Raw genomic sequence first — 20,924 nt, 5'->3', positions numbered from 1 at the left:
GGGACCTGTCCGTGTACGACGGCGACATCGCATCCGTGCTCATCACCGAGCAGGAGATCAGCGACAAGGTCACCGAACTCGCCAAGCAGGTCGCGGACGATCACCCAGAAGGTGACTCCGACCTCGTGCTGATCACGGTGCTCAAGGGCGCCGTGATGTTCATGGCCGACCTCGCCCGCGCGCTGCCCGTTCCGGTGCAGCTCGAATTCATGGCCGTTTCGTCCTACGGCTCCTCCACCTCGTCCTCCGGCGTGGTGCGGATCCTGAAGGACCTGGACCGAGACATCGCCGACCGCAACGTGGTGATCGTCGAGGACATCATCGACTCGGGCCTCACGCTGTCGTGGCTGCTCAAGAACCTGCAGTCGCGCAAGCCGCGGTCCCTGGAGGTGTGCACGCTGCTGCGCAAGCCCGACGCCGTGAAGGTCGAGGTGCCGGTGAAGTACGTCGGCTTCGACATCCCCAACGAGTTCGTCGTGGGTTACGGCCTCGACTACGCCGAGCGCTACCGCGACCTGCCCTACATCGGCACGCTGGACCCGAAGGTCTACTCCAGCTGAGTTGTCCACAGATCTGCGAACGGCAGTTTCCGCAGGTCAGGAAGCAATAGAATGGCCAAGGGGCCGTCCCCCCGGGAAGGGTGGGGGCTGCCTCTTGGCCATTTTCGCGATCAGCAGTGCGGGCGGCAGCGGGAGGCTGCTGTGGCGTTGTTCGAGGAGGGTTTCGGTCGGGGTGTGGATCACCAGGCCGACCCGTCCGTGGTGGCCTGCCCCCACGGCCCGTCGCTCACGCTGGCAGGCCTGAGCCCGGCTGAATACCGAACCCAGGTCCTCACCACCTAAGCCTTCAACTACCAGTCCAACTCGCGGAACGCAGTGCATTCCCAAGGGAAACGTGCGGCCCCGCGTTGCCGGAACAGGTCAGCAGTTCGGGCGGCAGCGGCGCTGCGAGACCGCGTCCAGCAGCACCCCGCGGATGTCCTCAGGATTCGGCGCCTGGTAGGCCTTACCGCCGGTAGCAGCGGAAATGGACCGAAGAGCGTCCATGTCGACCTCGTCCCCGAGGCCGACCATGATGATCGGCACCGGCTTGGCGGGGTCCGACTCCCGCTTCAGCGTCTCGATCAGCGCGGCCGTGTCGATCGACGAGATGTCGTCGTTGCGGCCGTCGGTCATCAGCACGACCGAGTTGACCTTCGACGCGTCGTAGCCGGCGAGCACGTGCCGGTACGCGGCCAGCGTCGTGTCGTTCAGGGCCGTGCCGCCACCGACGAGTCCCGGCAGCTGCGACGCGCCGGCCTCCAGGCGCTTGCGGCGCGTCACGCCGGCGAGAGGCTCGCCCAGCGGGCCGATCGGGACCAGCTCGATCCAGTCGTTCGGCGGCTTCTTGTCCGTCGAGAACGCCCACAGGCCGATCGCGGTGGTGTCCGGCAGCATCGACAGGGCCGTCATGGACGCCTGGGTGGCGGCCTCGACGCGGGTCTTGCCGTTGCCGCCCTTCTCGATCATCGAGCCGGAGACGTCGATGACGGTCAGCATGCGCATGTCCAGGCTGATGGCGCCCCACGTGCGCAGCAGTTCGGAGACCTGGTCGGCGTTCGGCGTCTCGATCAGCTTCACGTCGCCCGCCTGCACGCCCTCGACGTCGGTCGACCACTTGGCGGGCGCGGCGCCCTGCACGGTGCGGAAGCCGGCCTCACCGAAGCGCTTGGAGGTCTCGGCCGAGCGCAGCACCTTCTCGAACTCCGCCGCGGCCTCGCCGATGCCCTCCGGCTCGCTCGGGCGGGAGACCCGGACCAGCGGGTAGTCGAAGGACAGCGTGCCCTCCTTGGGCGGTGCGCCCAGGACGGCGTTGTCCTTGACCGAGCGGTTGTTGGCGACGACGGACTGCTCGGTGGCGGCGAAGAGCGGTGCCTTGTCGGCGTTCGTGGTGACTTTGCCGAACGAGTCGCGCACCGACGGCACGGCGCTGCGGCCCACGCGCAGCAGGGTGCCGACCAGTTCGGGCTTGGGCGTTCCGTCCGCGTTGCCCAGCAAGGTCCGGATCACGAACAGCGAGGCGAGGCCCTCCGACGTCATCGTCGGGTCGCTCATCGAGATCTGGACGTTCGGGTCGATGACCCTCGACCACGAGACCGGGGTGACCGGGAAGCCGATCTTCGACATCGCCGAGGAGGAACCGGCCATCACCAGCGGGCTGGACGCCAGCGAGGGCTTGATGTCCAGCTTCGGGGCCTCCGGGCCGGTCTCCGCCGCCTGGCGCTGGGCCTCGGCGGCCCACATCGAGGAGTCGGGAATCCAGAGGGAGTGGGGGCTGATCTGCGCGGTGGGCAGCTCGTTCGCCACGTCGGCCGCGTTGCGCGACTCGACCTGGACCTGAACGCACCGGCCGTGCACGACAGGTTGCGACCGCTGGTAGTCCTGCGCTGCCGCGTTCACGACCTCCAGCGCGGCGGGTGTGACGGCGATCTTCAAGGGCAGTGCGCCGGAACAGTCGGCGCCGCTGGTGACACGCAGTGCAACGACCGTGACGCCCGCCGCCGCGACCACTCCAAGCAGGGCGCCCACGGGGAGGGCCACCCGCCGGAACAGTCCGGGGGACGTGTGACGTGCTGACATACAGTTACTTACCTTCGGTCACGTGTTCACTCTTTCGAGTGGCGGGGGAACACTCGGCGAGGAATGAGGATGACATGTGACCCCCAAACGTAATGAGACGGCGTGACCTGCGTCACTCGTCTGGACGGCCGTATTTGTTCCGGATGAACCAAACTGCGTGAACATGCGTGGCAGGGGTCACCCGCGGGAACCAGTAAGGGCCGTCGCCCGTTGGTTGCTCAGTACCCGACCAGCGGGCGGTAGGCTGGTCGGACGCGGTATGTGGGTCTTCCACTGCCCGACGCGCAAGTCAGGGAGGGTCGAGGCCGCCCGCCGGCCGTAAGTGCATGGACCGCAAGCGCCTGCTTCGCAACCCGCTGCTGTGGATCGCTGCGGTGTTGCTGCTGTACTTCGTCTTCACCGTTCTCTTTGACGACTCACGGGGATACCACCCCGTGAAGACGTCCCAGGCACTCCAACAGGTGCGGGACGGCAAGGTCAAGGAAGCCACGATCGAGGACAAGGAACAGCGCCTCCGTCTCACCCTCACCGACGGCACCACCTTCGAGGGCAGCAACCGCCTGATCACGCAGTTCCCGGCCAGCTCGACGGACGAGATCTTCACCGTCCTCGACCAGGCCGGCAACAAGCCGACCGTCGAGACCAAGGTCAGCCAGGAGTCCATCCTGATGCAGATCTTGATCTACCTCGTGCCGCTCGGCCTGTTGTTGCTGCTGCTCATGTGGATGATGAACAACGCCCAGGGCGGTGGTAACCGCGTCCTGAACTTCGGCAAGTCCAAGGCCAAGCAGCTGTCCAAGGACATGCCCAAGACGACGTTCGCCGACGTCGCCGGTGCCGAGGAGGCCGTCGAGGAGCTCGAGGAGATCAAGGACTTCCTCCAGAACCCCGGCCGCTACCAGGCGCTCGGCGCGAAGATCCCGAAGGGCGTGCTGCTGTACGGCCCGCCGGGAACCGGTAAGACGCTGCTCGCCAGGGCCGTCGCCGGTGAGGCGGGCGTGCCGTTCTACTCGATCTCCGGTTCGGACTTCGTCGAGATGTTCGTCGGTGTCGGTGCCTCGCGTGTGCGCGACCTGTTCGAACAGGCCAAGCAGAACGCGCCGTGCATCATCTTCGTCGACGAGATCGACGCGGTGGGCCGCCACCGCGGCGCGGGTATGGGCGGCGGTCACGACGAGCGCGAGCAGACCCTCAACCAGCTGCTCGTCGAGATGGACGGCTTCGACTCGCGCGGCGGGATCATCCTGATCGCGGCGACGAACCGCCCCGACATCCTCGACCCCGCCTTGCTGCGCCCCGGCCGCTTCGACCGTCAGATCCCGGTGTCCGCACCGGACCTGAAGGGCCGCAAGCAGATCCTCCGGGTGCACTCGAAGGGCAAGCCGCTGGCCGCGGACGCCGACCTCGACGGCCTCGCGAAGCGCACCGTCGGGTTCTCCGGCGCCGACCTCGCGAACGTCATCAACGAGGCCGCGCTGCTCACCGCGCGTCACAACGGCCACACCATCGACGGTGCGGCGCTCGAGGAGTCCGTGGACCGCGTGATCGGCGGTCCGGCCCGCAAGAGCCGGATCATCTCCGAGAAGGAGAAGAAGATCACCGCGTACCACGAGGCCGGGCATGCCCTGGCCGCGTGGGCGATGCCGGACATCGACCCGGTCTACAAGGTCACGATCCTCGCCCGCGGCCGCACGGGTGGTCACACCCTCTCGGTGCCGGAAGAGGACAAGGACCTGATGACCAGGTCCGAGATGATCGCCCGACTGGTGTTCGCACTGGGTGGCCGTTCCGCCGAGGAGCTCGTCTTCCACGAGCCCACGACGGGTGCGTCCAACGACATCGAGCAGGCGACCAAGATCGCCCGCGCGATGGTCACCGAGTACGGCATGAGCGCGAAGCTCGGCGCCGTGAAGTACGGGCAGGAGCAGGGCGAGCCGTTCCTCGGACGGTCGGCCGGTCGTCAGGCGGACTACTCGCTGGAGGTCGCGCACGAGATCGACGAGGAGGTGCGCAAGCTCATCGAGGCCGCGCACACCGAGGCGTACGAGGTGCTCGTCACCTACCGCGACGTCCTCGACGACCTCACGCTCGAGCTGATCGAGAAGGAGACCCTGCACCAGAAGGAACTGGAGCGGATCTTCGCCCGCGTCGAGAAGCGGCCGCGCATCACCCAGTTCAACGACTTCGGTGACCGCAGGCCGTCCGAGATCCCGCCGATCAAGACCCCTGGTGAGCTCGCCAGGGAGCGCGGGGAGCCGTGGCCGCCGGTCGTCGAGGACACCCTCGACGACGAGCCGGAGCCGCTGCCGGCCGACCCCGCCGCCGCGGCGGAGCCGACCCAGGAGCTGCCGTCGCCGAACGGGGCGAACGGCGTGCACCAGCCGGCTCAGCCGGGCAACCAGGCGGGTCCGCCGAACTACGGCGCCCCGCCCGGATGGACCCCGGCGACCGTGCCCGGCGGCAAGCCGCACAACGTCTGGGAGCCGAAGAAGCCGCAGCCAGACCAGGACGAGCGGCAGTGACCGAGCACGACCAGCTCGACACGGACGCCGGCCTCACCCGAAACGGGGAGGCCGGCGTCTCCGCGCGACGGGGCTTCGACCAGGCACGCGCCGAGGCAGCGGTGCGCGAGCTGTTGATCGCGTGCGGTGAGGACCCGGAGCGGGAAGGCCTGCGCGAGACACCCGCACGGGTGGCGCGTGCTTACCGGGAGTTGTTCGCCGGTCTCTACACCGACGCGGACAGCGTGCTCGCGAAGACGTTCGACGAGAGCCACGAGGAGCTCGTGCTCGTCACGGACATCCCGATGTTCAGCTTCTGCGAGCACCACCTGCTGCCGTTCCACGGCGTCGCGCACGTCGGGTACATCCCGAACGAGCACGGCCGGGTGACGGGGCTGTCGAAGCTCGCGCGGCTCGTCGACCTCTACTCGAAGCGGCCGCAGGTGCAGGAGCGGCTGACGTCGCAGGTCGCGGACGCGTTGGTGCGCAAGCTGGAGCCGCGCGGCGTGATCGTGGTCGTCGAGGCCGAGCACCTGTGCATGGGCATGCGCGGTGTGCGCAAGCCGGGTTCGCGCACCACGACCTCCGCGGTGCGTGGGCTGCTGCGCACGTCCGCGTCCTCGCGGGCGGAGGCGATCGAGCTGATCAGGGGCCGGACGCGGTGAGCGGTCTGCCCCGCCCCGGCCGCTGTGTCGTGATGGGCGTGCTGAACGTGACGCCCGATTCGTTCTCCGACGGCGGGCGCTACCTCGACCGGAAGGACGCGGTGGCGCACGGCGTCGAGCTGCACAGGCGCGGCGCCGACATGATCGACGTCGGCGGCGAGTCGACCAGGCCCGGTGCCGAGCGCGTCGACCCGGCCGAGGAGATCGCGCGGATCGTGCCGGTGATCCGCGCACTGGTCGCCGAGCGGGTGCCGGTCAGCGTCGACACCATGCGCGCCGCCGTGGCCACGGCCGCGCTGGAGGCGGGCGCGTCGATCGTGAACGACGTCTCCGGCGGTCTCGCCGACCCCGGGATGGCGGCCGTCGTCGCCGCGGCCGGCGTCCCGTACGTGCTGATGCACTGGCGGGGGCACAGCACCGAGATGGACTCGTTGGCGAGCTACGACGACGTGGTGACGGACGTGCGCGGCGAACTGCTGGAGCGCGTCGAGGCCGCGCTGGCCGCCGGCGTCGCGGAGTCGTCGATCGTGCTCGACCCCGGCCTGGGCTTCGCGAAGCTCGGCGACCACAACTGGGAGCTGTTGCAGCGCCTGGACGAGCTGGTCGAGCTCGGCTTCCCGGTGCTGGTGGGGGCGTCGCGCAAACGCTTCCTCGGCACGTTGCTCGGCAACCGTCCACCGGACGGCAGGGAGAACGCGACCGCGGCGGTGTCCGCTCTGGCCGCGTTCAACGGAGCGTGGGGTGTGCGGGTGCACGACGTCGGCCGGACGCTGGACGCGGTCGCCGTCGCCGGGGCGTGGAGGCGGGGACGTGGCTGACCGGATCGCGTTGACGGGGCTGCGGGTGCGCGGCAACCACGGGGTCTTCGAGCACGAGAAGCGCGACGGCCAGGAGTTCGTCGTGGACATCACGCTGTGGCTGGACCTGAGCTCGGCGTCGCGCACCGACGACCTGAGCGAGACCTACCACTACGGCGAGCTCGCGGAGATGGCCGCGGGGATCGTCGGTGGTGAGCCGTGCGATCTCATCGAGACGGTGGCCGGTCGCATCGCCGACGCCGCCATGACCGACACGCGGCTGCACGCGGCCGAGGTGACGGTGCACAAGCCGTCCGCGCCGATCCCGCTGACGTTCGACGACGTGTCGGTGACGATCCGCCGTTCGCGCCGGCTCGCCGCGCCGCTGCCACCCAAGGAATCCCGGTGACCCGCGCGGTTCTCTCGATCGGCTCGAACCTCGGTGACCGCCTCGCCTTCCTGCAGTCCGCGGTGGACGGGCTGAAGCCGTTCGTCGTCGCCGTGTCGCCGGTGTACGAGACGGCGGCGTGGGGCGTCGAGGACCAGCCGGACTTCCTGAACGCCATCGTGATCGTTTCGGCCGATGACGTCGACGAGTGGGGCTGGCTGCGGCGCGGTCAGGCGCTGGAGAACGCCGCCGGGCGCGTGCGGGAGAAGCGCTGGGGACCGCGCACGCTGGACGTGGACGTGGTCTCGGTGGACGGGGTGACCTCGGACCACCCGGAGCTCCTGCTGCCGCATCCTGGTGCGTTCGAACGCGCGACGGTCCTCATCCCGTGGCTCGACGTGGAGCCGGACGCCGTTCTGCCGGGCCACGGACCCGTTGCGGGCCTGGAGTTTTCCTCCGAAGGTGTGCGGCGGCGGGACGATTTCACACTTTCGGGTTGGATGGACGCGTGAGGTTCACCCGTCCCCGCGACCTGGCGGCCGTCGCGATCATCGCCGCACTGCTGGCTCATCTGCTGCTGCGACTCTCGTACGACACGTTGCCGCCGCTGCCCCTCCTGGCCGGGTCGACGTTGCTGGTCATCGCGGTTGTCGAGGTCGTGTTCGCGTTCTCGTTGCGGGCCAGGATCCAGCGCCGTGCGGGGGCGCGTCCGGTGCAGCCGCTGACCGCGGCCCGTGCCGTCGCGCTCGCGAAGGCGTCATCCGTTCTGGGGGCTTTGATGTTCGGCGCCTGGGCCGGGTTGCTGATCTTCGTCATCCCCGTCCGCGACTCGTTCCCGGCGGCCTCGAACGACCTGGTGGCAGGCGTTGTCGGGGTGATCTCGGCGCTTGCTCTGACGGCCGCCGCGCTGTGGCTCGAGCACTGCTGCCGGACCCCGACGGAGGGTTCCGGGAACGAATAGATACCCGGCCGTAGGTCTCAGTCGCATAACTACGCGGTACCGTAGTGCGCATGGCCGGACGAGGCGCGTCGATCGACGACGACCAGGAAGATCACGGTCGTGGCTCCGGGCGCTTGCTGTTGGTAGCGGCTTTGGCGCTCGCCCTCGTGGCCGCGGCGGTGCTCGTGCTGAGCGACAGCGCCCGCATGCTGCGCCTGGCCGTGGTGGCCGCGTTGTGGGCGGCTCTGGTGGGCGCCTTCCTCGCCGCCAAGTACCGCAAACAGGTCACCGAGCGCGACGACGAGGTGGCCGACCTCCAGTCCGTCTACGAGCTCGAGCTCGAGCGCGAGGTCGCGGCCCGCCGCGAGTACGAGCTCGAGATCGAGGCGGAGACCCGCAGGCGCATCGAGGAGGAGTCGCGCGCGGACATCGAGGCCCTGCGCGCCGATCTCCACGCCCTGCGCGACAACCTCCAGGCGTTGCTGGGCGGCGACGTCCTGGTCGAGCGCGTGGCGCTGCGCGCGGAGTCCACCCGCCTGCGCTCGCTCTCCTCGGAGGCGTCCAGGCTGACCGCGGGCCCCGAGAAGCGCATCATCAACGCCAAGCCCGCGATCACCACCACCTCGTCCGTCTCCGCCGAGAAGCCGTCCGAGCGCACGGAGCTGATCGAGCGCGTCGCCGCGGACGCCAAGGTGCAGCCGCCACGCCGCGAGCCCGCCCGGCCCGAACCGGTGCGCCCGGACCCGGCCAGGAACTCGCCGCGCCCGCAGCCGGCCGTGGTGCGCCGCGAGCCCGTGAAGGCGGCGAAGCAGGAACCAGCCCGCCCGCAGCCCCGGCCCTCCGCCGCCGCTGCCGTGTCGGCCCGCCTCGGCGGCGCCACGCCGCCCGCCGCGCCGAAGCCGTCGCAGCCGCTGACCGTGAAGGCCCAGCCCGTCCAGCCGAAGCCTCAGCCCGTCCAGGCCCAATCCGTGCAGGCGCAGGCGCACCGCACCGAGCGCGTGCCCAGGCCGCAGCAGCCACCGGCCCGCACCGAGGCGTTGTCGCGCCCGGACCAGCCCCCGAAGGCGCCCGCCGCACCCGTCGCGCCTGCGAAGGCTCCGGAGACCCGCAAGCCCGAGCCACCGCGGTCCCGCGTGGCCGAGCGCACCGAGATGATCGACCCGAAGGCGTTGCAGTCGACCGGTGGCGGGCGCCGCCGTGCCGACGACCGCCCGGCGCCCGTGCAGGACAGCGGCTCGTGGGAGACGTTGAAGCCGGACAGTCCGTCGAGCTCCGGCGGCCGCAGGCGTTCGGAGGAGACCCCGTCGCGCCGCAGCAAGTCCGAGGACTCGCTGGTGTCGCTACCGCCCGTCGGCCGCCGTGCCTCCGAGCAGTCGTCGGCCCGTCTGCCGGTGGTGCCGTCCGGCCGCCGGTCAGCGGCGGACGAGGCCCCGGTGTCGGGCCGCCGCGTGGCCGAGGACTCGTCGGCACGCCTGCCCGCGGTCTCGACCGGCCGCCGCGCGGCGCCGGAAGACCCGTCCGGCGCGCACGCGGACGGCAAGTCCGTGAGCGAGCTCCTGGCGTCCCTCGGCGGTGGCGACGCGCCTCGCCGCCGCCGTCGCCGCGAGGACTAGGGCCGGTATCGCCTTACTTGTCGATGTCGCCGACGATGACGGCGAACGAGCTCAGCACGGCCGGCAGGTCGTCGACCTTGGTGCCCGGCAGCAGCGCCGACAGCGCCTGAACGTTGTTGAACGACGGTGTGCGGAGCTTGAGGCGCCACGGCGTCTTCTCGCCGCGCGACGACAGGTGCACGCCCGAGGTGCCGAGCGGCGCCTCGACGCGCGTGTAGACCGAGCCCTCGGGAGCCTTGATGGCCTTGGGCAGCCGGACGTTCACCGGCCCCGCCGGCAACTGCTCCAGGCACCGCCCGGCCAACTCGACCGACTTCCCGACCTCGTCGAGCAGACACCGCACGCGCGCCGCCGCGTCGCCCTCGGTCCGGACGGACGGCGTGAAGCCCAGCTGCCGGTAGGCGGGCAGCGGGTCGTCGCGCCGCAGGTCGAAGTCCACGCCGCTGGCCCGGCCGATCGGTCCGGTGACGCCGTACGCCAGTGCGTCCGCGTGCGGCAGAACGCCGAGCCCTTCGAGCTTTCCGAAGTCGATCGGCAGCGTGCTCACGTCCACAGTGGACAGGAACTCGGCGACGCGGGCGGTCCAGCCCGCCGGGACGTCCTCGCGCAGGCCGCCGATCCGGTTGAACATGAAGTGGATGCGGCCCCCCGACGCCTCCTCCATCAGCGCCTGCACGCCCTCGCGGTACGTGGCGGCGTTGGGGGACAACGGAGTCAGGAACACCATGTGCGCCATCAGGCGGTTGAGCTCGCACAGCAACGCCCGCAGCCACTGGGCGCGAGCGGGGACGTCCATGCCCGTCATGCGTTCGACGGCCAGGGCGACGGCCAGTTCGTTGCAGAAGGCGGACAGCCAGTCGTGGCGGTTGGCGAGCGTGAGGACCTGCCGGTAGTCGCGCACCTCGAACAGCTTCTCGGCGCCGCGGTGTAGATGCCCGACGAGGGGCTCGGCGGCCGTGATCACCAGCTCGGGCGTGACGGTGAGACGCAGACGGTAGGCGCCGTGGGCCGACGGGTGCAGTGGGCCCAGGTCGATCACGCGGTCCACGCCCAGGTACTGGGCGCCCGCGCCTACGCCGACGGTGATCTGCTCGCTCACCCGAGCATGGTTTCACGGTCCCGGCGAGCGGCTCGGACGTGGCTCGGGCGGTGGTGGCGGGGAGTGGTTCATGTGCGGCGGGCGGGGTTGTGGCGGCGTGGTGGCCGCTGGAAGGTGCTTGCTCGGGTGGGTGCGGGCTTGGTGCAGGCTGTGGCCGCCGGGCAGTGGTCGCCAGGCCCCGCATCGACCCCCGGCGGCGCCTCAGGACCTCGTGACCGCGAAGAAGAAGCACCCGTGCGACACGCTTCGGACCTGCACCGACTCTACCGCCGGATCGTTGAACAATCTTTCGATCACACGATCGAACGACCCCGGCGCCACCACCTCGCCGTCGTGGATCTGACCTGAGGCGTTGTAGGAACGTAGGATCCGGGGATTGTTCAACAATTCTACGGGGAGACGATCCAACGAGGGCGAACCGGAGCACTCCACGTGGGTGAAGACCGGCCCGACCTCCGAGTACGGACCCTTGCCGGACGAGGGCGAGTAACGGAACAGCCACACCGGCTCGCCGGCCAGGGACTTGCGCAGGCAGCAGCGCAGCGGCACGCCCGGCTCGGAGGCCCGGTACTCGCGGCCGGGATCGGACAACGCCTCGGCAGGCGGCACGGTGTGGATTCGCATACCGGCAACGATCGTCGTCAGGCCCGCGAAAAGCTGGCGGGAATCGGACGCCAGGGCGGCAGCGCGGGCAGCAGGTCCGACACGGCGACCCCGCGCCCGTGCAACAGCCACCCGAACGCACCCAGCCCGCGGGGGTCGCGCAGCTCGGCGATCCGGCCGGCCCGTGCGGCCGACTCCAGCCAGTCCCACCCGGAACCGGCGGCGGAACCGGTCAAACCCAAGGCGCGCAAGGCATCCCGCTGCGACACCAGCACCCACTCACCGCCGGCGGCGACCGCGCAGGCGTCCAGGGCGACGTGTGCCGTGATGTCGCAGGAGCCGTCGAACACGACAGGTACCTGACGCCCGTCGCGATACCCGGTGAGCGAAAAGTGCCGCGACGACACGAGGTGCCCGTAGTCGATCGCCAAAGCCGCCCCACGCACGGAAGCGACCGCGGCAGCCCACGCGGCATCGCGCGGAGCGCCCACTTCGGCCTGTGAGCCGTCGCGCAACGAAGGCCACCATCGGGTGATCCACGGGTCGGAGGAGGGGCCGGTCACCACCGGGCAGGGGATCGCGTCGAGCCACTCGTGCCCGACCAGCAGTCCCACGCACGGAGGCACCGTCGAGGTCCACCGAACCCCAGGCAGGTCAACGGGAGGACCGATCTCGACGGCGGTCACCCGCAGCCGCGCGGCCAACGAGCCGGAGGCCAGCGAGCGCACCGCGGCGGCCAGTTCGCCGCCGCCCGCGCCCACATCGACGAAGTCCACGACCGGGGGAAATCCGAGAGCGGCGTCCACTCGCGACAGCAGCGTCAGCAGGGCCTCGGCCAGCTCCGGTCCGACCAGCGGAGACGTCCGGAAGTGCGAGGAAGGCTTCTCGCCGCGCGCGAAGAAGCCACCGGGGCCGTACAGCGCGGCATGCCAAGCGGCTTCCCAGTCGAACATCGGACAAGTGTGCATCTAAGGTCATTTCCCGTGAACGACGCCGACCTCACGCCGACGCCGCCGACGCCGCCGATGGAACCGACGCCGGAGGAACCGACGCGGACGGAACTGACGCGGACGGAACCGACGCCGACGGGATCGACGCCGGCGAAGAAGCGCATCGAGCAGCGCCGCTGGACCGTCCTGTTCCCCGTCGTGGCGCTGATCGCGCTCGCGGCGGCAGGGCTCGTGCTGTTCGCGCTGGGCACGTCGAGCATCGGCATCGAGCCGTTGCTGGTCGGTGCCGCCGCGGCGCTGATCCCCGTCGCGTTCGTGGTGAGCGCGTTCCTGTGGATCGACAGGTGGGAGCCGGAACCGGCGAAGATGCTGCTCTTCGCGTTCGTGTGGGGCTCGTGCGGGGCCACGATCAGCTCGCTCGCGTTCAACCAGACGTCGCGGGTTCTCGGCGATCTGCTCACCAACGACGGTACGACGTTCACGGCCGTGGTCGGGGCGCCGATCGTCGAGGAGGCGACGAAGGCCGCGTTCCTCATCGCCGTGTTCGTGCGCCGCAGGCACGAGTTCGACGGCGTCGTGGACGGCATGGTCTACGCGGGCATCACGGCCGCGGGCTTCGCGTTCACCGAGAACATCTGGTACTTCGGCCGGGTCTTCCTGCAGGACGGGCTGGGTGGCATGGGCAGCGGCGTGATCGCGCTGTTCGTGTTGCGCGGGGTGCTGTCGCCGTTCGCGCACCCGTTGTTCACGGCGATGACGGGCATCGGTGTCGGCATCGCGGCCAGCACCAGTCACGCCACGATCCGCGTCCTCGCGCCGATCGGCGGGTACCTGACGGCGGTCGGGCTGCACTCGCTGTGGAACTTCTCGACCACGGTCGGCACCGGGTCGGACTTCATCAACCTCTACTTCCTGATCATGGTGCCGGTGTTCGCCGGTGCCGTCGCGATCGTGGTCTGGCAGCGGCGCCGGGAGCAGCGGATCGTCGCGGGGCAGCTCGCCGCGATGGCGCAGAACCGGTGGATCGCCAACAGCGAGGTGGCCCTGCTGGCGAGCCTCAACGGCCGCAGGAACTGGCTCAGGGCGGTCAAGCGCAAGTCCGGTGACACGGCGGTGAGGTCGGTGCGCAACTACCAGGTCGCGGTCACCGAACTGGCCTTCCTGCGCCATCGCATCGAACAGGGAACGGCGGGTCAGAGCGCCGAACACCGCCACGGCGTGCTGCTCGACACGCTGCACGCCGCCAGGGCTGCCGCTCGCCGGTGAGTCCCGTCACCGACCCGCCTCAGGCGGGGATCGGCGGGATTACCCTCAGCGGCGTCGTCTGGTACCCGAACCGGGACTGGAACGTCAGAAGGAGTGAGTCGCATGGACGCGACCCCACGTCCGGCGAGGCTCGCCGTCGGTGTCATCTCGGCAGGCCGCGTCGGCTCGGTGCTGGGTGCCGCGCTGGCCAGGACGGGCCACGTGGTGGCCGGCGCCTCCGCCGTCTCCCAGGCCTCCCGCGACCGCGCGGACGAGCTGCTGCCCGGCGTCCCGATCGAGGACCCCACCGAGGTCGCCAGGCGCGCCGACCTCGTGCTGCTGGCCGTGCCGGACGACGAGCTCGAGGGCCTGGTGAAAGGCCTCGTCGCCACCGGTTCGCTGCGTGCTGGCCAGATCATCGTGCACACCAGCGGCGCGCAGGGCGTGAAGGTTCTCGAACCCGCTGCCGCGCTCGGTGCCCTCACCCTCGCGCTGCACCCCGTCATGACGTTCACCGGGCGTTCGGAGGACCTGCAGCGGATGAGCGCCGCGTGCGTGGGCGTCACGGCCGCGGACGGCGACGAGGTGGCCTGGAGCGTCGGCGAGGCGCTGGTCGTGGAGATGGACGCGGAACCGGTCAGGGTGCCCGAGTCCGTCCGGCCGCTCTACCACGCCGCGCTGGCCCACGGCGCGAACCACCTGATCACGCTGGTCCGCGACGCCGCCGACCTGCTCACCAACGCCGGTGTCGCCAACGCCGAACGCCTGCTCGGCCCGTTGCTGTCCGCCGCGCTCGACAACGCGCTGCGCCACGGTGACCGAGCCCTCACCGGTCCGGTCGCCCGTGGCGACACGGGTACCTTGCGGGGGCACCTCGGCGTGCTCGCCCAGCAGGCACCCGGGACCCTGCCCAGCTACCGCGTGCTCGCCCGGCGCACCGCCGACCGGGCCGAACGCTCCGGGCTGCTCAAGCCCGACGCCGCCGACGACGTTCGCACCACTCTCGAGGACTGACGTGACCAAGCCACTGACCAAGGACGACTACCGCCCGGACGACGTCACGGTGCACCGCGACCCGGCCCGCCTGAACCGGGTCATCAGGGCGCTGCGCAACGCCGGCCGCAACGTCGCGCTGGTGCCCACGATGGGCGCGCTGCACGCGGGCCACCGTCAGCTGATCCGCGAGGCGCAGGTCATGCAGAACACGGTGGTCGTGGTGTCGATCTTCGTGAACCCGTTGCAGTTCGGGCCGAACGAGGACCTCGCGAAGTACCCGCGGCAGTTCTCCTCCGATGTGGACATCTGCCGGGAGGAACGCGTCGGCATCGTCTTCGCACCGTCCGTCGAGGACATGTACCCCGCGGGCGCGCAGGTCACCGTGCACCCCGGCCCGCTGGGCGACGAGCTGGAGGGCGTCACACGGCCCGGCCACTTCGGGGGCGTGCTCACGGTCGTCTCGAAGCTGTTCAACATCGTGCAGCCCACGTACGCGGTGTTCGGGCAGAAGGACTACCAGCAGCTCCAGCTCATCCACAAGATGGCGCGCGACCTCAACTTCCCGCTCGACGTCGTCGGCGTGCCGACGGTCCGCGAGCACGACGGTCTCGCGTTGTCGTCCCGCAACGCCTACCTGACCCCGGAGCAGCGCCAGCAGGCCGTGACGCTGTCCGCCGCGCTCACCGCCGGCGCGCACGTGAGCTCGCAGGGCCCGGACGCGGTGCTCAAGGCCGCGCACGACGTGCTCGCGCAGACGCCCGAGATCGAGCTGGACTACCTGGAGCTGCGCGGGGTCGACCTCGGTCCCGCACCCGAGAACGGCGACGCGCGGCTGCTCGTCGCGGCCCGCGTCGGTTCCACCCGCCTGATCGACAACATCGCGGTGTTGCTCGGCGAAGGCGACGAGTAGGGGGAGTGCCATGTTCCGCACGATGCTGAAGTCCAAGATCCACCGCGCCACCGTGACGCAGGCCGACCTGCACTACGTCGGCTCGGTGACGGTGGACGAGGACCTGATGGAGGCCGCCGACCTGCTGGCGGGCGAGCAGGTCGCCATCGTCGACGTCACCAACGGCGCGCGCCTGGAGACCTACGTCATCCCCGGCGAGCGCGGCACCGGCGTGCTCGGCATCAACGGCGCCGCGGCGCACCTCGTGCACCCCGGCGACATCGTCATCCTGATCGCCTACGGGCAGATGGACGACGCCGAGTCCCGCACCTACCAGCCGCGCGTCGTCTTCGTGGACGCCGACAACAAGGTCGTCGACCTCGGTGCCGACCCCGCGCACGCCCCCGAGGGGTCCGGTCTGGTGAACGGCTCCACGAGTGCGCCGTCCTCTGAGACCGTTGAGGCGACCGCGCTGGACGCGCTGATCCAGGCCGAGAACTAAGGAACCGCAAAGTGCTGCTCGCCATCGACGTCGGCAACACCAACATCGTGCTCGGTCTGTACGACGGGGTCGGCGACTCGGCCCCGCTCGTGCGCGACTGGCGGATGCGCACCGACGCCAGGATGACCGCCGACGAGCTCGCGCTGACCATGCGCGGCCTGCTCGGCGAGTACTCCGACAAGATCACCGGCATCTCCGCGCTGTCCACCGTGCCCGCGGTGCTGCGCGAGCTGCGGGTGATGCTCGGCCGCTACTACGACGCCGTGCCGAAGGTGCTGGTGGAGCCGGGCGTCAAGACCGGCGTGCCGCTGCTCGTCGACAACCCGAAGGAGGTGGGCTCGGACCGCGTGATCAACACGCTGGCCGCGCACCACCTCTACTCGACCTCGTGCATCGTGGTCGACTTCGGCACGTCCACGAACCTCGACGTGATCTCGTCGCGCGGCGAGTTCCTCGGCGGCGCGCTGGCGCCGGGCATCGAGATCTCGGTGGACGCGCTGGCCTCCCGCGCCGCCCAGCTGCGCAAGGTCGAGCTGGTCAGGCCGCGCAACGTGATCGGCAAGAACACCGTCGAGTGCCTGCAGTCCGGCATCGTCTACGGGTTCGTCGGCCAGGTGGACGGGCTGGTGCGCAAGATCACCGAGGAGCTCCAGCAGACCGACCCGGGACCGGTGACGGTGATCGCCACGGGTGGCCTCGCGCCGCTGGTCGTGTCGGAGTCCTCGACGATCGCGCACCACGTGCCCGACCTGACGCTGCTGGGCCTGCGCATGGTGTTCGAGCGCAACATGCCCGCCGCTACCCGGTAGTGCGGGCTAGTGCACCGGGCTTCGGCCCGGTGGTGAAGGCCCGCGTGGGCGGCCGGTCACGGCCGGGCGTGTTCTAGACCGGCCGGTTCTGCCGGTACTTCGTTACGAAGACCAAGTGTGCGTGAAGCGCAAAAACGCACTGTCGGCCAGTACGAACTCCGGCGAGGTCTGTCATGAAACCAACCGTATGGGCTGGTGCGGGTGCAGCTGCGTTACAACTTCCGCGTCTATCCGACGTCGGATCAGCGGGACGCGCTGGCGCGGGCGTTCGGGTGTGCGCGGGTGGTGTTCAACGATGGCTTGCGTGCCCGGCAGGAGGCCTATGCCGCCGGGCTGCCTCGCATTTCGGATGGGGAGTTGTCCAAGCAGGTCATCACGCTGGCCAAGGCGATGCCGCAGCGGGCGTGGCTGGGTGAGGTGTCGGCGGTGGTGTTGCAGCAGGCGCTGGCGGATCTGAATACCGCGTACCGCAACTTCTTCGCTTCGGTCACGGGTGAACGCAAGGGCCGCAAGGTCGCCCCGCCCCGGTTCCGGTCCCGTAAGGACAATCGGCAGGCTGTCCGGTTCACCCGCAACGCCCGGTTCGCGGTGCTGGGCAACGGACGGTTGCGGTTGCCGAAGATCGGTGACCTGGACGTGCGCTGGTCGCGTGGCCTGCCTTCCGAACCGTCTTCGGTGACGATCGTGAAGGACGCGGCCGGGCGGTACTTCGCCTCGTTCGTCGTCATGACGGGGCGGGACGAGACGCTGCCGGCGGCCGAGTCCGAGGTCGGCATTGATCTGGGCCTGACGCATTTCGCGGTGCTCTCGGACGGTACGAAGGTGGCCGCGCCGAGGTTCCTGCGCCAGGCGGCACGCAGGCTGGCGCGGTTGCAGAAGTCGCTGAGCCGCAAGGTCAAGGGCTCGAACAACCGCAGGAAAGCCGTCGTCAAGGTCGCTCGCGCGCATGCGAAGGTGGCCGACACGCGGCGGGATTGGCAGCACAAGCTGTCCACGGCGATCATCCGCGACAACCAAGCGGTGTATGTCGAGGACCTGTGCGTGACCGGTCTGGGCCGTACCAGGCTCGCGAAGTCCGTGCACGACGCCGGCTGGGCCGGTTTCACCGGGATGCTGGAGTACAAGGCGGCCCGATACGGACGCGTCTTCGCCCGGATCGACCGGTTCGCGCCCACGTCACAGACGTGCTCGGAGTGCGGACGAATCGACGGGCCCAAGCCGCTGTCCGTGCGGTCGTGGACGTGCCCATGTGGCAGCGTCCGCGACCGGGACGTCAACGCCGCGAGGAACGTGTTGGCCGCCGGGCAGGCGGACAACTCAAACGACCGTGGAGCGCGGGTAAGACCAGCACGTGTGCCGGCACCGCGCCGCGAAGCGGTAACCCACCCGGACGTCGCGCGGTCCACGCGCGGCGTGGAGGGAATCTCCGCCCTTTAGGACGGAGAGGATGTCAATCGCTGACCCGCACCATCCGGAAGACCTCCGCGCGCAGGGGGACGTCGAACGGCCCGTTCGACGTCTCCGGGCGTCCGCGCAGGAACGCGAGCATCTTGTCGTTGACCGCGGCACGCTCCGCGTCGTCGACGACGAGCATGCGCGAGTGGGTGTTGACCCAGGCGACGGCGGCTTCCGGCGAGTCCCTGCGGTGGGTGTGCGGGAACGTCGCCCTCTCCACCGGCCCGAACATCGGGTGCGCCATCATGCCCGTCGGATCCTGCCGCCGGTTCTCGACGCTGGACGCCGACACCCGTTCGAACTCGGCCAGCCATTCGACGTCCTGGTCCGGCTCGACCCACATGGCCGCCAGCACACCGCCGGGCCGCAGCACGCGGGCGATCTCCGGCAGCGCCTTCTCCTGGTCGAACCAGTGGAACGCGGTGCCGACGAGCACGGCGTCGACCGTCTGGTCCGGTACGGGGATGTGCTCCGCATGGCCAGGTAGCGCGCGTACGTCGTGAACACGGCGCACCAGCTCGGACAGCATCTGCTCGTTGGGCTCCACGGCTGTCACGCGGTGGCCTTCCGCGACCAGGCCCGCGGTCAGCTTTCCGGTGCCGGCGGCGAGGTCGAGGACCTCCAGCCGCTCGGAAGTGCCGAGCGGCTCCAGCGCCCACCGGATCGCCGCCACGGGATAGTCAGGCCGGTGTTCGGCGTAGGCCTCCGCCTGCGCGCCGAACGAGTCCGCTCGCCTCGCGTGTAGATCCATCCGTCCAACTTAGGGCGTCCGGGATCCGCCGGGGTATCCGGTTCGCTTCGCCCACGAGCTCTTCCGTACCCTTCTCCGCGTGAGTGAGCAGCCGAAGCAAAGCCCCGTGACCAGCGAAGAAGACCTGCCAGAGCAGATGCGCGTGCGCCGGGAAAAGCGTGCGCGGCTGCTCGCTTCCGGCAAGGAGCCCTATCCCGTCGAAGTCGCGCGCACGCACACGTTGCGCGAGATTCGCGACGCACATCCCGAACTCGAACCCGACACGCAGACCGGTCAGGTCGTCGGCGTCACCGGGCGCGTGATGTTCCTGCGCAACACCGGAAAGCTGTGCTTCGCGACGTTGCGCGAAGGCGACGGCACCGAACTGCAGGCGATGCTGAGCCTCGCCGGTGTGGGTGAAGAAGCGCTTTCCGAGTGGAAGACCGACGTCGATCTCGGCGACCACGTATTCGTGCACGGCGAGGTCATCAGCTCCCGCCGCGGTGAGCTTTCCGTGATGGCCGACGCCTGGCAGCTGACGTCGAAGTCGCTGCGCCCGTTGCCGGTCGCACACAAGGAACTCGGCGAGGAAACCCGTATTCGCCAGCGTTACGTCGACCTGATCCTGCGGCCGACCGCCCGGGACACTGTTCGGACCCGTGCGAACGTCGTTCGTTCTCTGCGCGAGTCGTTCCACCGGCGCGGATTCCTCGAAGTCGAGACGCCGATGTTGCAGACGCTGCAGGGAGGGGCCAGCGCGCGTCCGTTCATCACGCACTCGAACGCGCTCGACATCGACCTGTTCCTGCGCATCGCGCCGGAGCTGTACTTGAAGCGCTGTGTCGTCGGTGGCATCGAGAAGGTCTTCGAGATCAACCGGAACTTCCGCAACGAGGGCGTGGACTCCTCGCATTCGCCCGAGTTTTCGATGCTGGAGTACTACGAGGCGTACGCGACGTACGACTCGAACGCGGTACTGACGCGTGAGCTGATCCAGGAAGCGGCGGAAGCCGTGACGGGTTCTCAGATCGTCACGTTGGCGGACGGCACCGAGTACGACCTCTCGGGTGAATGGACGACGCTCAGCATCTACGAGTCGTTGTCCGGGGCGGTGGGTGAGGAAATCACCCCCGAGACGCCCGCCGAGACGCTGCGCAAGCTCTGTGACCGGCACGAACTCGAGGTCAACCCGAAGTTCGGGCACGGCAAGCTGGTCGAGGAGCTGTGGGAGCACCTGGTGTGCGGCTCGCTCCACGCGCCGACGTTCGTGCGCGACTACCCGGTCGAGACGTCCCCGCTGACCAGGCAGCACCGCACCAAGCCGGGTGTCGCCGAAAAGTGGGATCTGTACGTCCGCGGATTCGAACTCGGAACCGGTTACTCCGAACTGGTGGACCCGGTCATCGAGCGGGAACGCCTGGAAGCACAGGCCCGCCTTGCCGCGGCCGGTGACGTCGAGGCGATGCCGATCGACGAAGACTTTCTGCGATCACTGGAGTACGGAATGCCACCGAGTGGTGGCGTCGGAATGGGTATCGATCGGCTGCTGATGGCCCTCACCGGTCTGGGTATCCGGGAGACCATCTTGTTCCCGCTCGTTCGCCCTGAATGAGTAACTTTCCGGATGTCGATAGGTGCAATGCGGCACCCGTGCGCTAACCTGCCTCGCAGAAGGCTTTAAGTTGGCGACGCGGGTGACCGCGCATTCGGGGTCCAGGAGGATACGCATGGCGCAGAAGGTCACGGTGACCCTCGTCGACGATCTGGACGGTTCCACCGCGGAGGAGACCGTCGAGTTCGGACTGGATGGTGTCAGCTACACGATCGACCTTTCCTCGGGGAATGCGGGCAAACTTCGCGATGTCCTGGCCGACTTCGTGGGAAGCGCACGTCGTGCGGGTGGCCGCAAGCGCGTTGGACCGGGTCGTCCGGCCAGTGTGAAGGCGCGCCCCGCATCGGCGGATCGTGAGCAGAACCAGGCCATTCGCGAGTGGGCACGCAAGCAGGGCATGAAGGTGTCGGACCGGGGTCGCATCCCGGCTGAGGTCCTCGACGCCTACCACCAGCAGGGCTGAAATTCGGTAAAGCACGAAGGGGTTCCGGGGATGATTCCTCGGAACCCCT

21 protein-coding genes are annotated in these 20,924 nt (G+C 69.6%); 16 read left to right on the top strand and 5 right to left on the bottom strand.

Annotated elements, in window-relative coordinates; translation table 11 throughout:
• Nucleotides 1-11 precede the first annotated feature (11 nt).
• Entirely contained in the window at nt 12-560 is a 549-nt protein-coding gene (hpt, locus tag ACRSBM_RS38465) for a hypoxanthine phosphoribosyltransferase (RefSeq protein WP_045317223.1), read from the top strand.
• Nucleotides 561-920: 360 nt separating this feature from the next.
• Here the strand turns inward: hpt and ACRSBM_RS38460 are convergent, their stop codons facing one another.
• Entirely contained in the window at nt 921-2,618 is a 1,698-nt protein-coding gene (locus tag ACRSBM_RS38460; RefSeq protein ID WP_434451639.1) for a substrate-binding domain-containing protein, read from the bottom strand.
• Between the two features lie 326 nt (nt 2,619-2,944).
• Between ACRSBM_RS38460 and ftsH the strand changes: the two genes are divergently transcribed.
• From ftsH to ACRSBM_RS38425, 7 genes are read left to right on the top strand one after another with little or no spacing between them, the layout of a single operon-like run.
• On the top strand, nt 2,945-5,140 hold the full coding sequence (gene ftsH / locus ACRSBM_RS38455; RefSeq protein ID WP_434451638.1) for an ATP-dependent zinc metalloprotease FtsH: 2,196 nt from the start codon (nt 2,945-2,947) through the stop codon (nt 5,138-5,140).
• On the top strand, nt 5,137-5,784 hold the full coding sequence (folE, locus tag ACRSBM_RS38450; RefSeq protein ID WP_434451637.1) for a GTP cyclohydrolase I FolE: 648 nt from the start codon (nt 5,137-5,139) through the stop codon (nt 5,782-5,784). Before ftsH ends, folE begins: the two co-directional genes overlap by 4 nt.
• 32 nt (nt 5,785-5,816) lie before the next feature.
• The gene (folP, locus tag ACRSBM_RS38445; RefSeq protein WP_434453394.1) at nt 5,817-6,602 is read left to right on the top strand and encodes a dihydropteroate synthase; all 786 of its coding nucleotides are present in this window, start codon (nt 5,817-5,819) and stop codon (nt 6,600-6,602) included.
• Nucleotides 6,595-6,990: a dihydroneopterin aldolase gene (gene folB, locus ACRSBM_RS38440; protein ID WP_434451636.1), complete on the top strand. Its 396-nt coding sequence runs from the start codon at nt 6,595-6,597 to the stop codon at nt 6,988-6,990. The genes folP and folB overlap by 8 nt, the downstream gene beginning before the upstream one ends.
• Nucleotides 6,987-7,481: a 2-amino-4-hydroxy-6-hydroxymethyldihydropteridine diphosphokinase gene (gene folK / locus ACRSBM_RS38435; protein ID WP_434451635.1), complete on the top strand. Its 495-nt coding sequence runs from the start codon at nt 6,987-6,989 to the stop codon at nt 7,479-7,481. Before folB ends, folK begins: the two co-directional genes overlap by 4 nt.
• Nucleotides 7,478-7,930, top strand: coding sequence for a DUF3180 domain-containing protein (locus ACRSBM_RS38430; RefSeq protein WP_434451634.1), 453 nt, complete (start codon nt 7,478-7,480; stop codon nt 7,928-7,930). Before folK ends, ACRSBM_RS38430 begins: the two co-directional genes overlap by 4 nt.
• Before the next feature lie 50 nt (nt 7,931-7,980).
• Complete coding sequence (locus ACRSBM_RS38425) at nt 7,981-9,522, top strand: DUF6779 domain-containing protein (protein WP_434451633.1); 1,542 nt, start codon at nt 7,981-7,983, stop codon at nt 9,520-9,522.
• Between the two features lie 13 nt (nt 9,523-9,535).
• On the opposite strand, the gene ACRSBM_RS38420 is transcribed toward ACRSBM_RS38425, so the two are convergent.
• The 3 genes from ACRSBM_RS38420 to ACRSBM_RS38410 form a co-directional block, all read right to left on the bottom strand.
• Nucleotides 9,536-10,621: an NADH-quinone oxidoreductase subunit D gene (locus ACRSBM_RS38420; protein WP_434451632.1), complete on the bottom strand. Its 1,086-nt coding sequence runs from the start codon at nt 10,619-10,621 to the stop codon at nt 9,536-9,538.
• Nucleotides 10,622-10,822: 201 nt separating this feature from the next.
• A complete protein-coding gene (locus ACRSBM_RS38415) occupies nt 10,823-11,245 on the bottom strand; it encodes a DUF1203 domain-containing protein (RefSeq protein ID WP_434451631.1) in 423 nt (140 codons plus the stop codon).
• 17 nt (nt 11,246-11,262) lie between these two features.
• Nucleotides 11,263-12,177, bottom strand: a complete 915-nt coding sequence (locus ACRSBM_RS38410) for an SAM-dependent methyltransferase (protein WP_434451630.1) — start codon at nt 12,175-12,177, stop codon at nt 11,263-11,265.
• 30 nt (nt 12,178-12,207) lie between these two features.
• Here ACRSBM_RS38410 and ACRSBM_RS38405 point away from each other — a divergent pair, with 30 nt between their 5' ends.
• From ACRSBM_RS38405 to ACRSBM_RS38380, 6 genes are all read left to right on the top strand, one after another.
• Nucleotides 12,208-13,440, top strand: coding sequence for a PrsW family intramembrane metalloprotease (locus ACRSBM_RS38405; RefSeq protein WP_434451629.1), 1,233 nt, complete (start codon nt 12,208-12,210; stop codon nt 13,438-13,440).
• 102 nt (nt 13,441-13,542) lie between these two features.
• Nucleotides 13,543-14,433, top strand: coding sequence for a Rossmann-like and DUF2520 domain-containing protein (locus ACRSBM_RS38400; RefSeq protein ID WP_434451628.1), 891 nt, complete (start codon nt 13,543-13,545; stop codon nt 14,431-14,433).
• 1 nt (nt 14,434) lies between these two features.
• Nucleotides 14,435-15,325: a pantoate--beta-alanine ligase gene (gene panC / locus ACRSBM_RS38395; RefSeq protein ID WP_434451627.1), complete on the top strand. Its 891-nt coding sequence runs from the start codon at nt 14,435-14,437 to the stop codon at nt 15,323-15,325.
• Between the two features lie 10 nt (nt 15,326-15,335).
• Nucleotides 15,336-15,806 carry an aspartate 1-decarboxylase gene (gene panD / locus ACRSBM_RS38390; RefSeq protein WP_112262627.1) on the top strand — a complete coding sequence of 157 codons (471 nt, stop codon included), beginning with the start codon at nt 15,336-15,338 and terminating at the stop codon, nt 15,804-15,806.
• A gap of 11 nt (nt 15,807-15,817) precedes the next feature.
• Nucleotides 15,818-16,615 (top strand): type III pantothenate kinase, encoded by a 798-nt coding sequence (locus tag ACRSBM_RS38385; protein WP_434451626.1) that lies wholly within the window; start codon nt 15,818-15,820, stop codon nt 16,613-16,615.
• A gap of 195 nt (nt 16,616-16,810) precedes the next feature.
• On the top strand, nt 16,811-18,052 hold the full coding sequence (locus ACRSBM_RS38380; RefSeq protein WP_434451625.1) for an RNA-guided endonuclease InsQ/TnpB family protein: 1,242 nt from the start codon (nt 16,811-16,813) through the stop codon (nt 18,050-18,052).
• 13 nt (nt 18,053-18,065) lie between these two features.
• On the opposite strand, the gene ACRSBM_RS38375 is transcribed toward ACRSBM_RS38380, so the two are convergent.
• Nucleotides 18,066-18,821 carry a class I SAM-dependent methyltransferase gene (locus ACRSBM_RS38375; protein ID WP_434451624.1) on the bottom strand — a complete coding sequence of 252 codons (756 nt, stop codon included), beginning with the start codon at nt 18,819-18,821 and terminating at the stop codon, nt 18,066-18,068.
• A gap of 136 nt (nt 18,822-18,957) precedes the next feature.
• Here ACRSBM_RS38375 and lysS point away from each other — a divergent pair, with 136 nt between their 5' ends.
• The gene (gene lysS / locus ACRSBM_RS38370) at nt 18,958-20,412 is read left to right on the top strand and encodes a lysine--tRNA ligase (protein ID WP_434453392.1); all 1,455 of its coding nucleotides are present in this window, start codon (nt 18,958-18,960) and stop codon (nt 20,410-20,412) included.
• A 115-nt stretch (nt 20,413-20,527) separates the two neighbouring features.
• Nucleotides 20,528-20,875 (top strand): histone-like nucleoid-structuring protein Lsr2, encoded by a 348-nt coding sequence (locus ACRSBM_RS38365; RefSeq protein WP_434451623.1) that lies wholly within the window; start codon nt 20,528-20,530, stop codon nt 20,873-20,875.
• Nucleotides 20,876-20,924 lie beyond the last annotated feature (49 nt).

This window comes from Lentzea xerophila, assembly GCF_051094245.1.
GTDB lineage: Bacteria > Actinomycetota > Actinomycetes > Mycobacteriales > Pseudonocardiaceae > Lentzea > Lentzea xerophila.
The sequence above is the reverse complement of the archived record's forward strand: the minus strand, read 5'-3'. Positions and strand labels throughout refer to the sequence as shown.

What these genes read in the sequence shown, in the direction of transcription:
- ACRSBM_RS38410 (WP_434451630.1), bottom strand. Translation starts at nt 12,177, where the DNA reads ATGTTCGACTGGGAAGCCGCTTGGCATGCCGCGCTGTACGGCCCCGGT.
- lysS (WP_434453392.1), top strand. Translation starts at nt 18,958, where the DNA reads ATGCGCGTGCGCCGGGAAAAGCGTGCGCGGCTGCTCGCTTCCGGCAAG.
- ACRSBM_RS38460 (WP_434451639.1), bottom strand. Translation starts at nt 2,618, where the DNA reads ATGTCAGCACGTCACACGTCCCCCGGACTGTTCCGGCGGGTGGCCCTC.
- ACRSBM_RS38375 (WP_434451624.1), bottom strand. Translation starts at nt 18,821, where the DNA reads ATGGATCTACACGCGAGGCGAGCGGACTCGTTCGGCGCGCAGGCGGAG.
- folP (WP_434453394.1), top strand. Translation starts at nt 5,817, where the DNA reads ATGGGCGTGCTGAACGTGACGCCCGATTCGTTCTCCGACGGCGGGCGC.
- ACRSBM_RS38425 (WP_434451633.1), top strand. Translation starts at nt 7,981, where the DNA reads ATGGCCGGACGAGGCGCGTCGATCGACGACGACCAGGAAGATCACGGT.
- ACRSBM_RS38400 (WP_434451628.1), top strand. Translation starts at nt 13,543, where the DNA reads ATGGACGCGACCCCACGTCCGGCGAGGCTCGCCGTCGGTGTCATCTCG.
- ftsH (WP_434451638.1), top strand. Translation starts at nt 2,945, where the DNA reads ATGGACCGCAAGCGCCTGCTTCGCAACCCGCTGCTGTGGATCGCTGCG.
- ACRSBM_RS38365 (WP_434451623.1), top strand. Translation starts at nt 20,528, where the DNA reads ATGGCGCAGAAGGTCACGGTGACCCTCGTCGACGATCTGGACGGTTCC.
- panD (WP_112262627.1), top strand. Translation starts at nt 15,336, where the DNA reads ATGTTCCGCACGATGCTGAAGTCCAAGATCCACCGCGCCACCGTGACG.
- ACRSBM_RS38415 (WP_434451631.1), bottom strand. Translation starts at nt 11,245, where the DNA reads ATGCGAATCCACACCGTGCCGCCTGCCGAGGCGTTGTCCGATCCCGGC.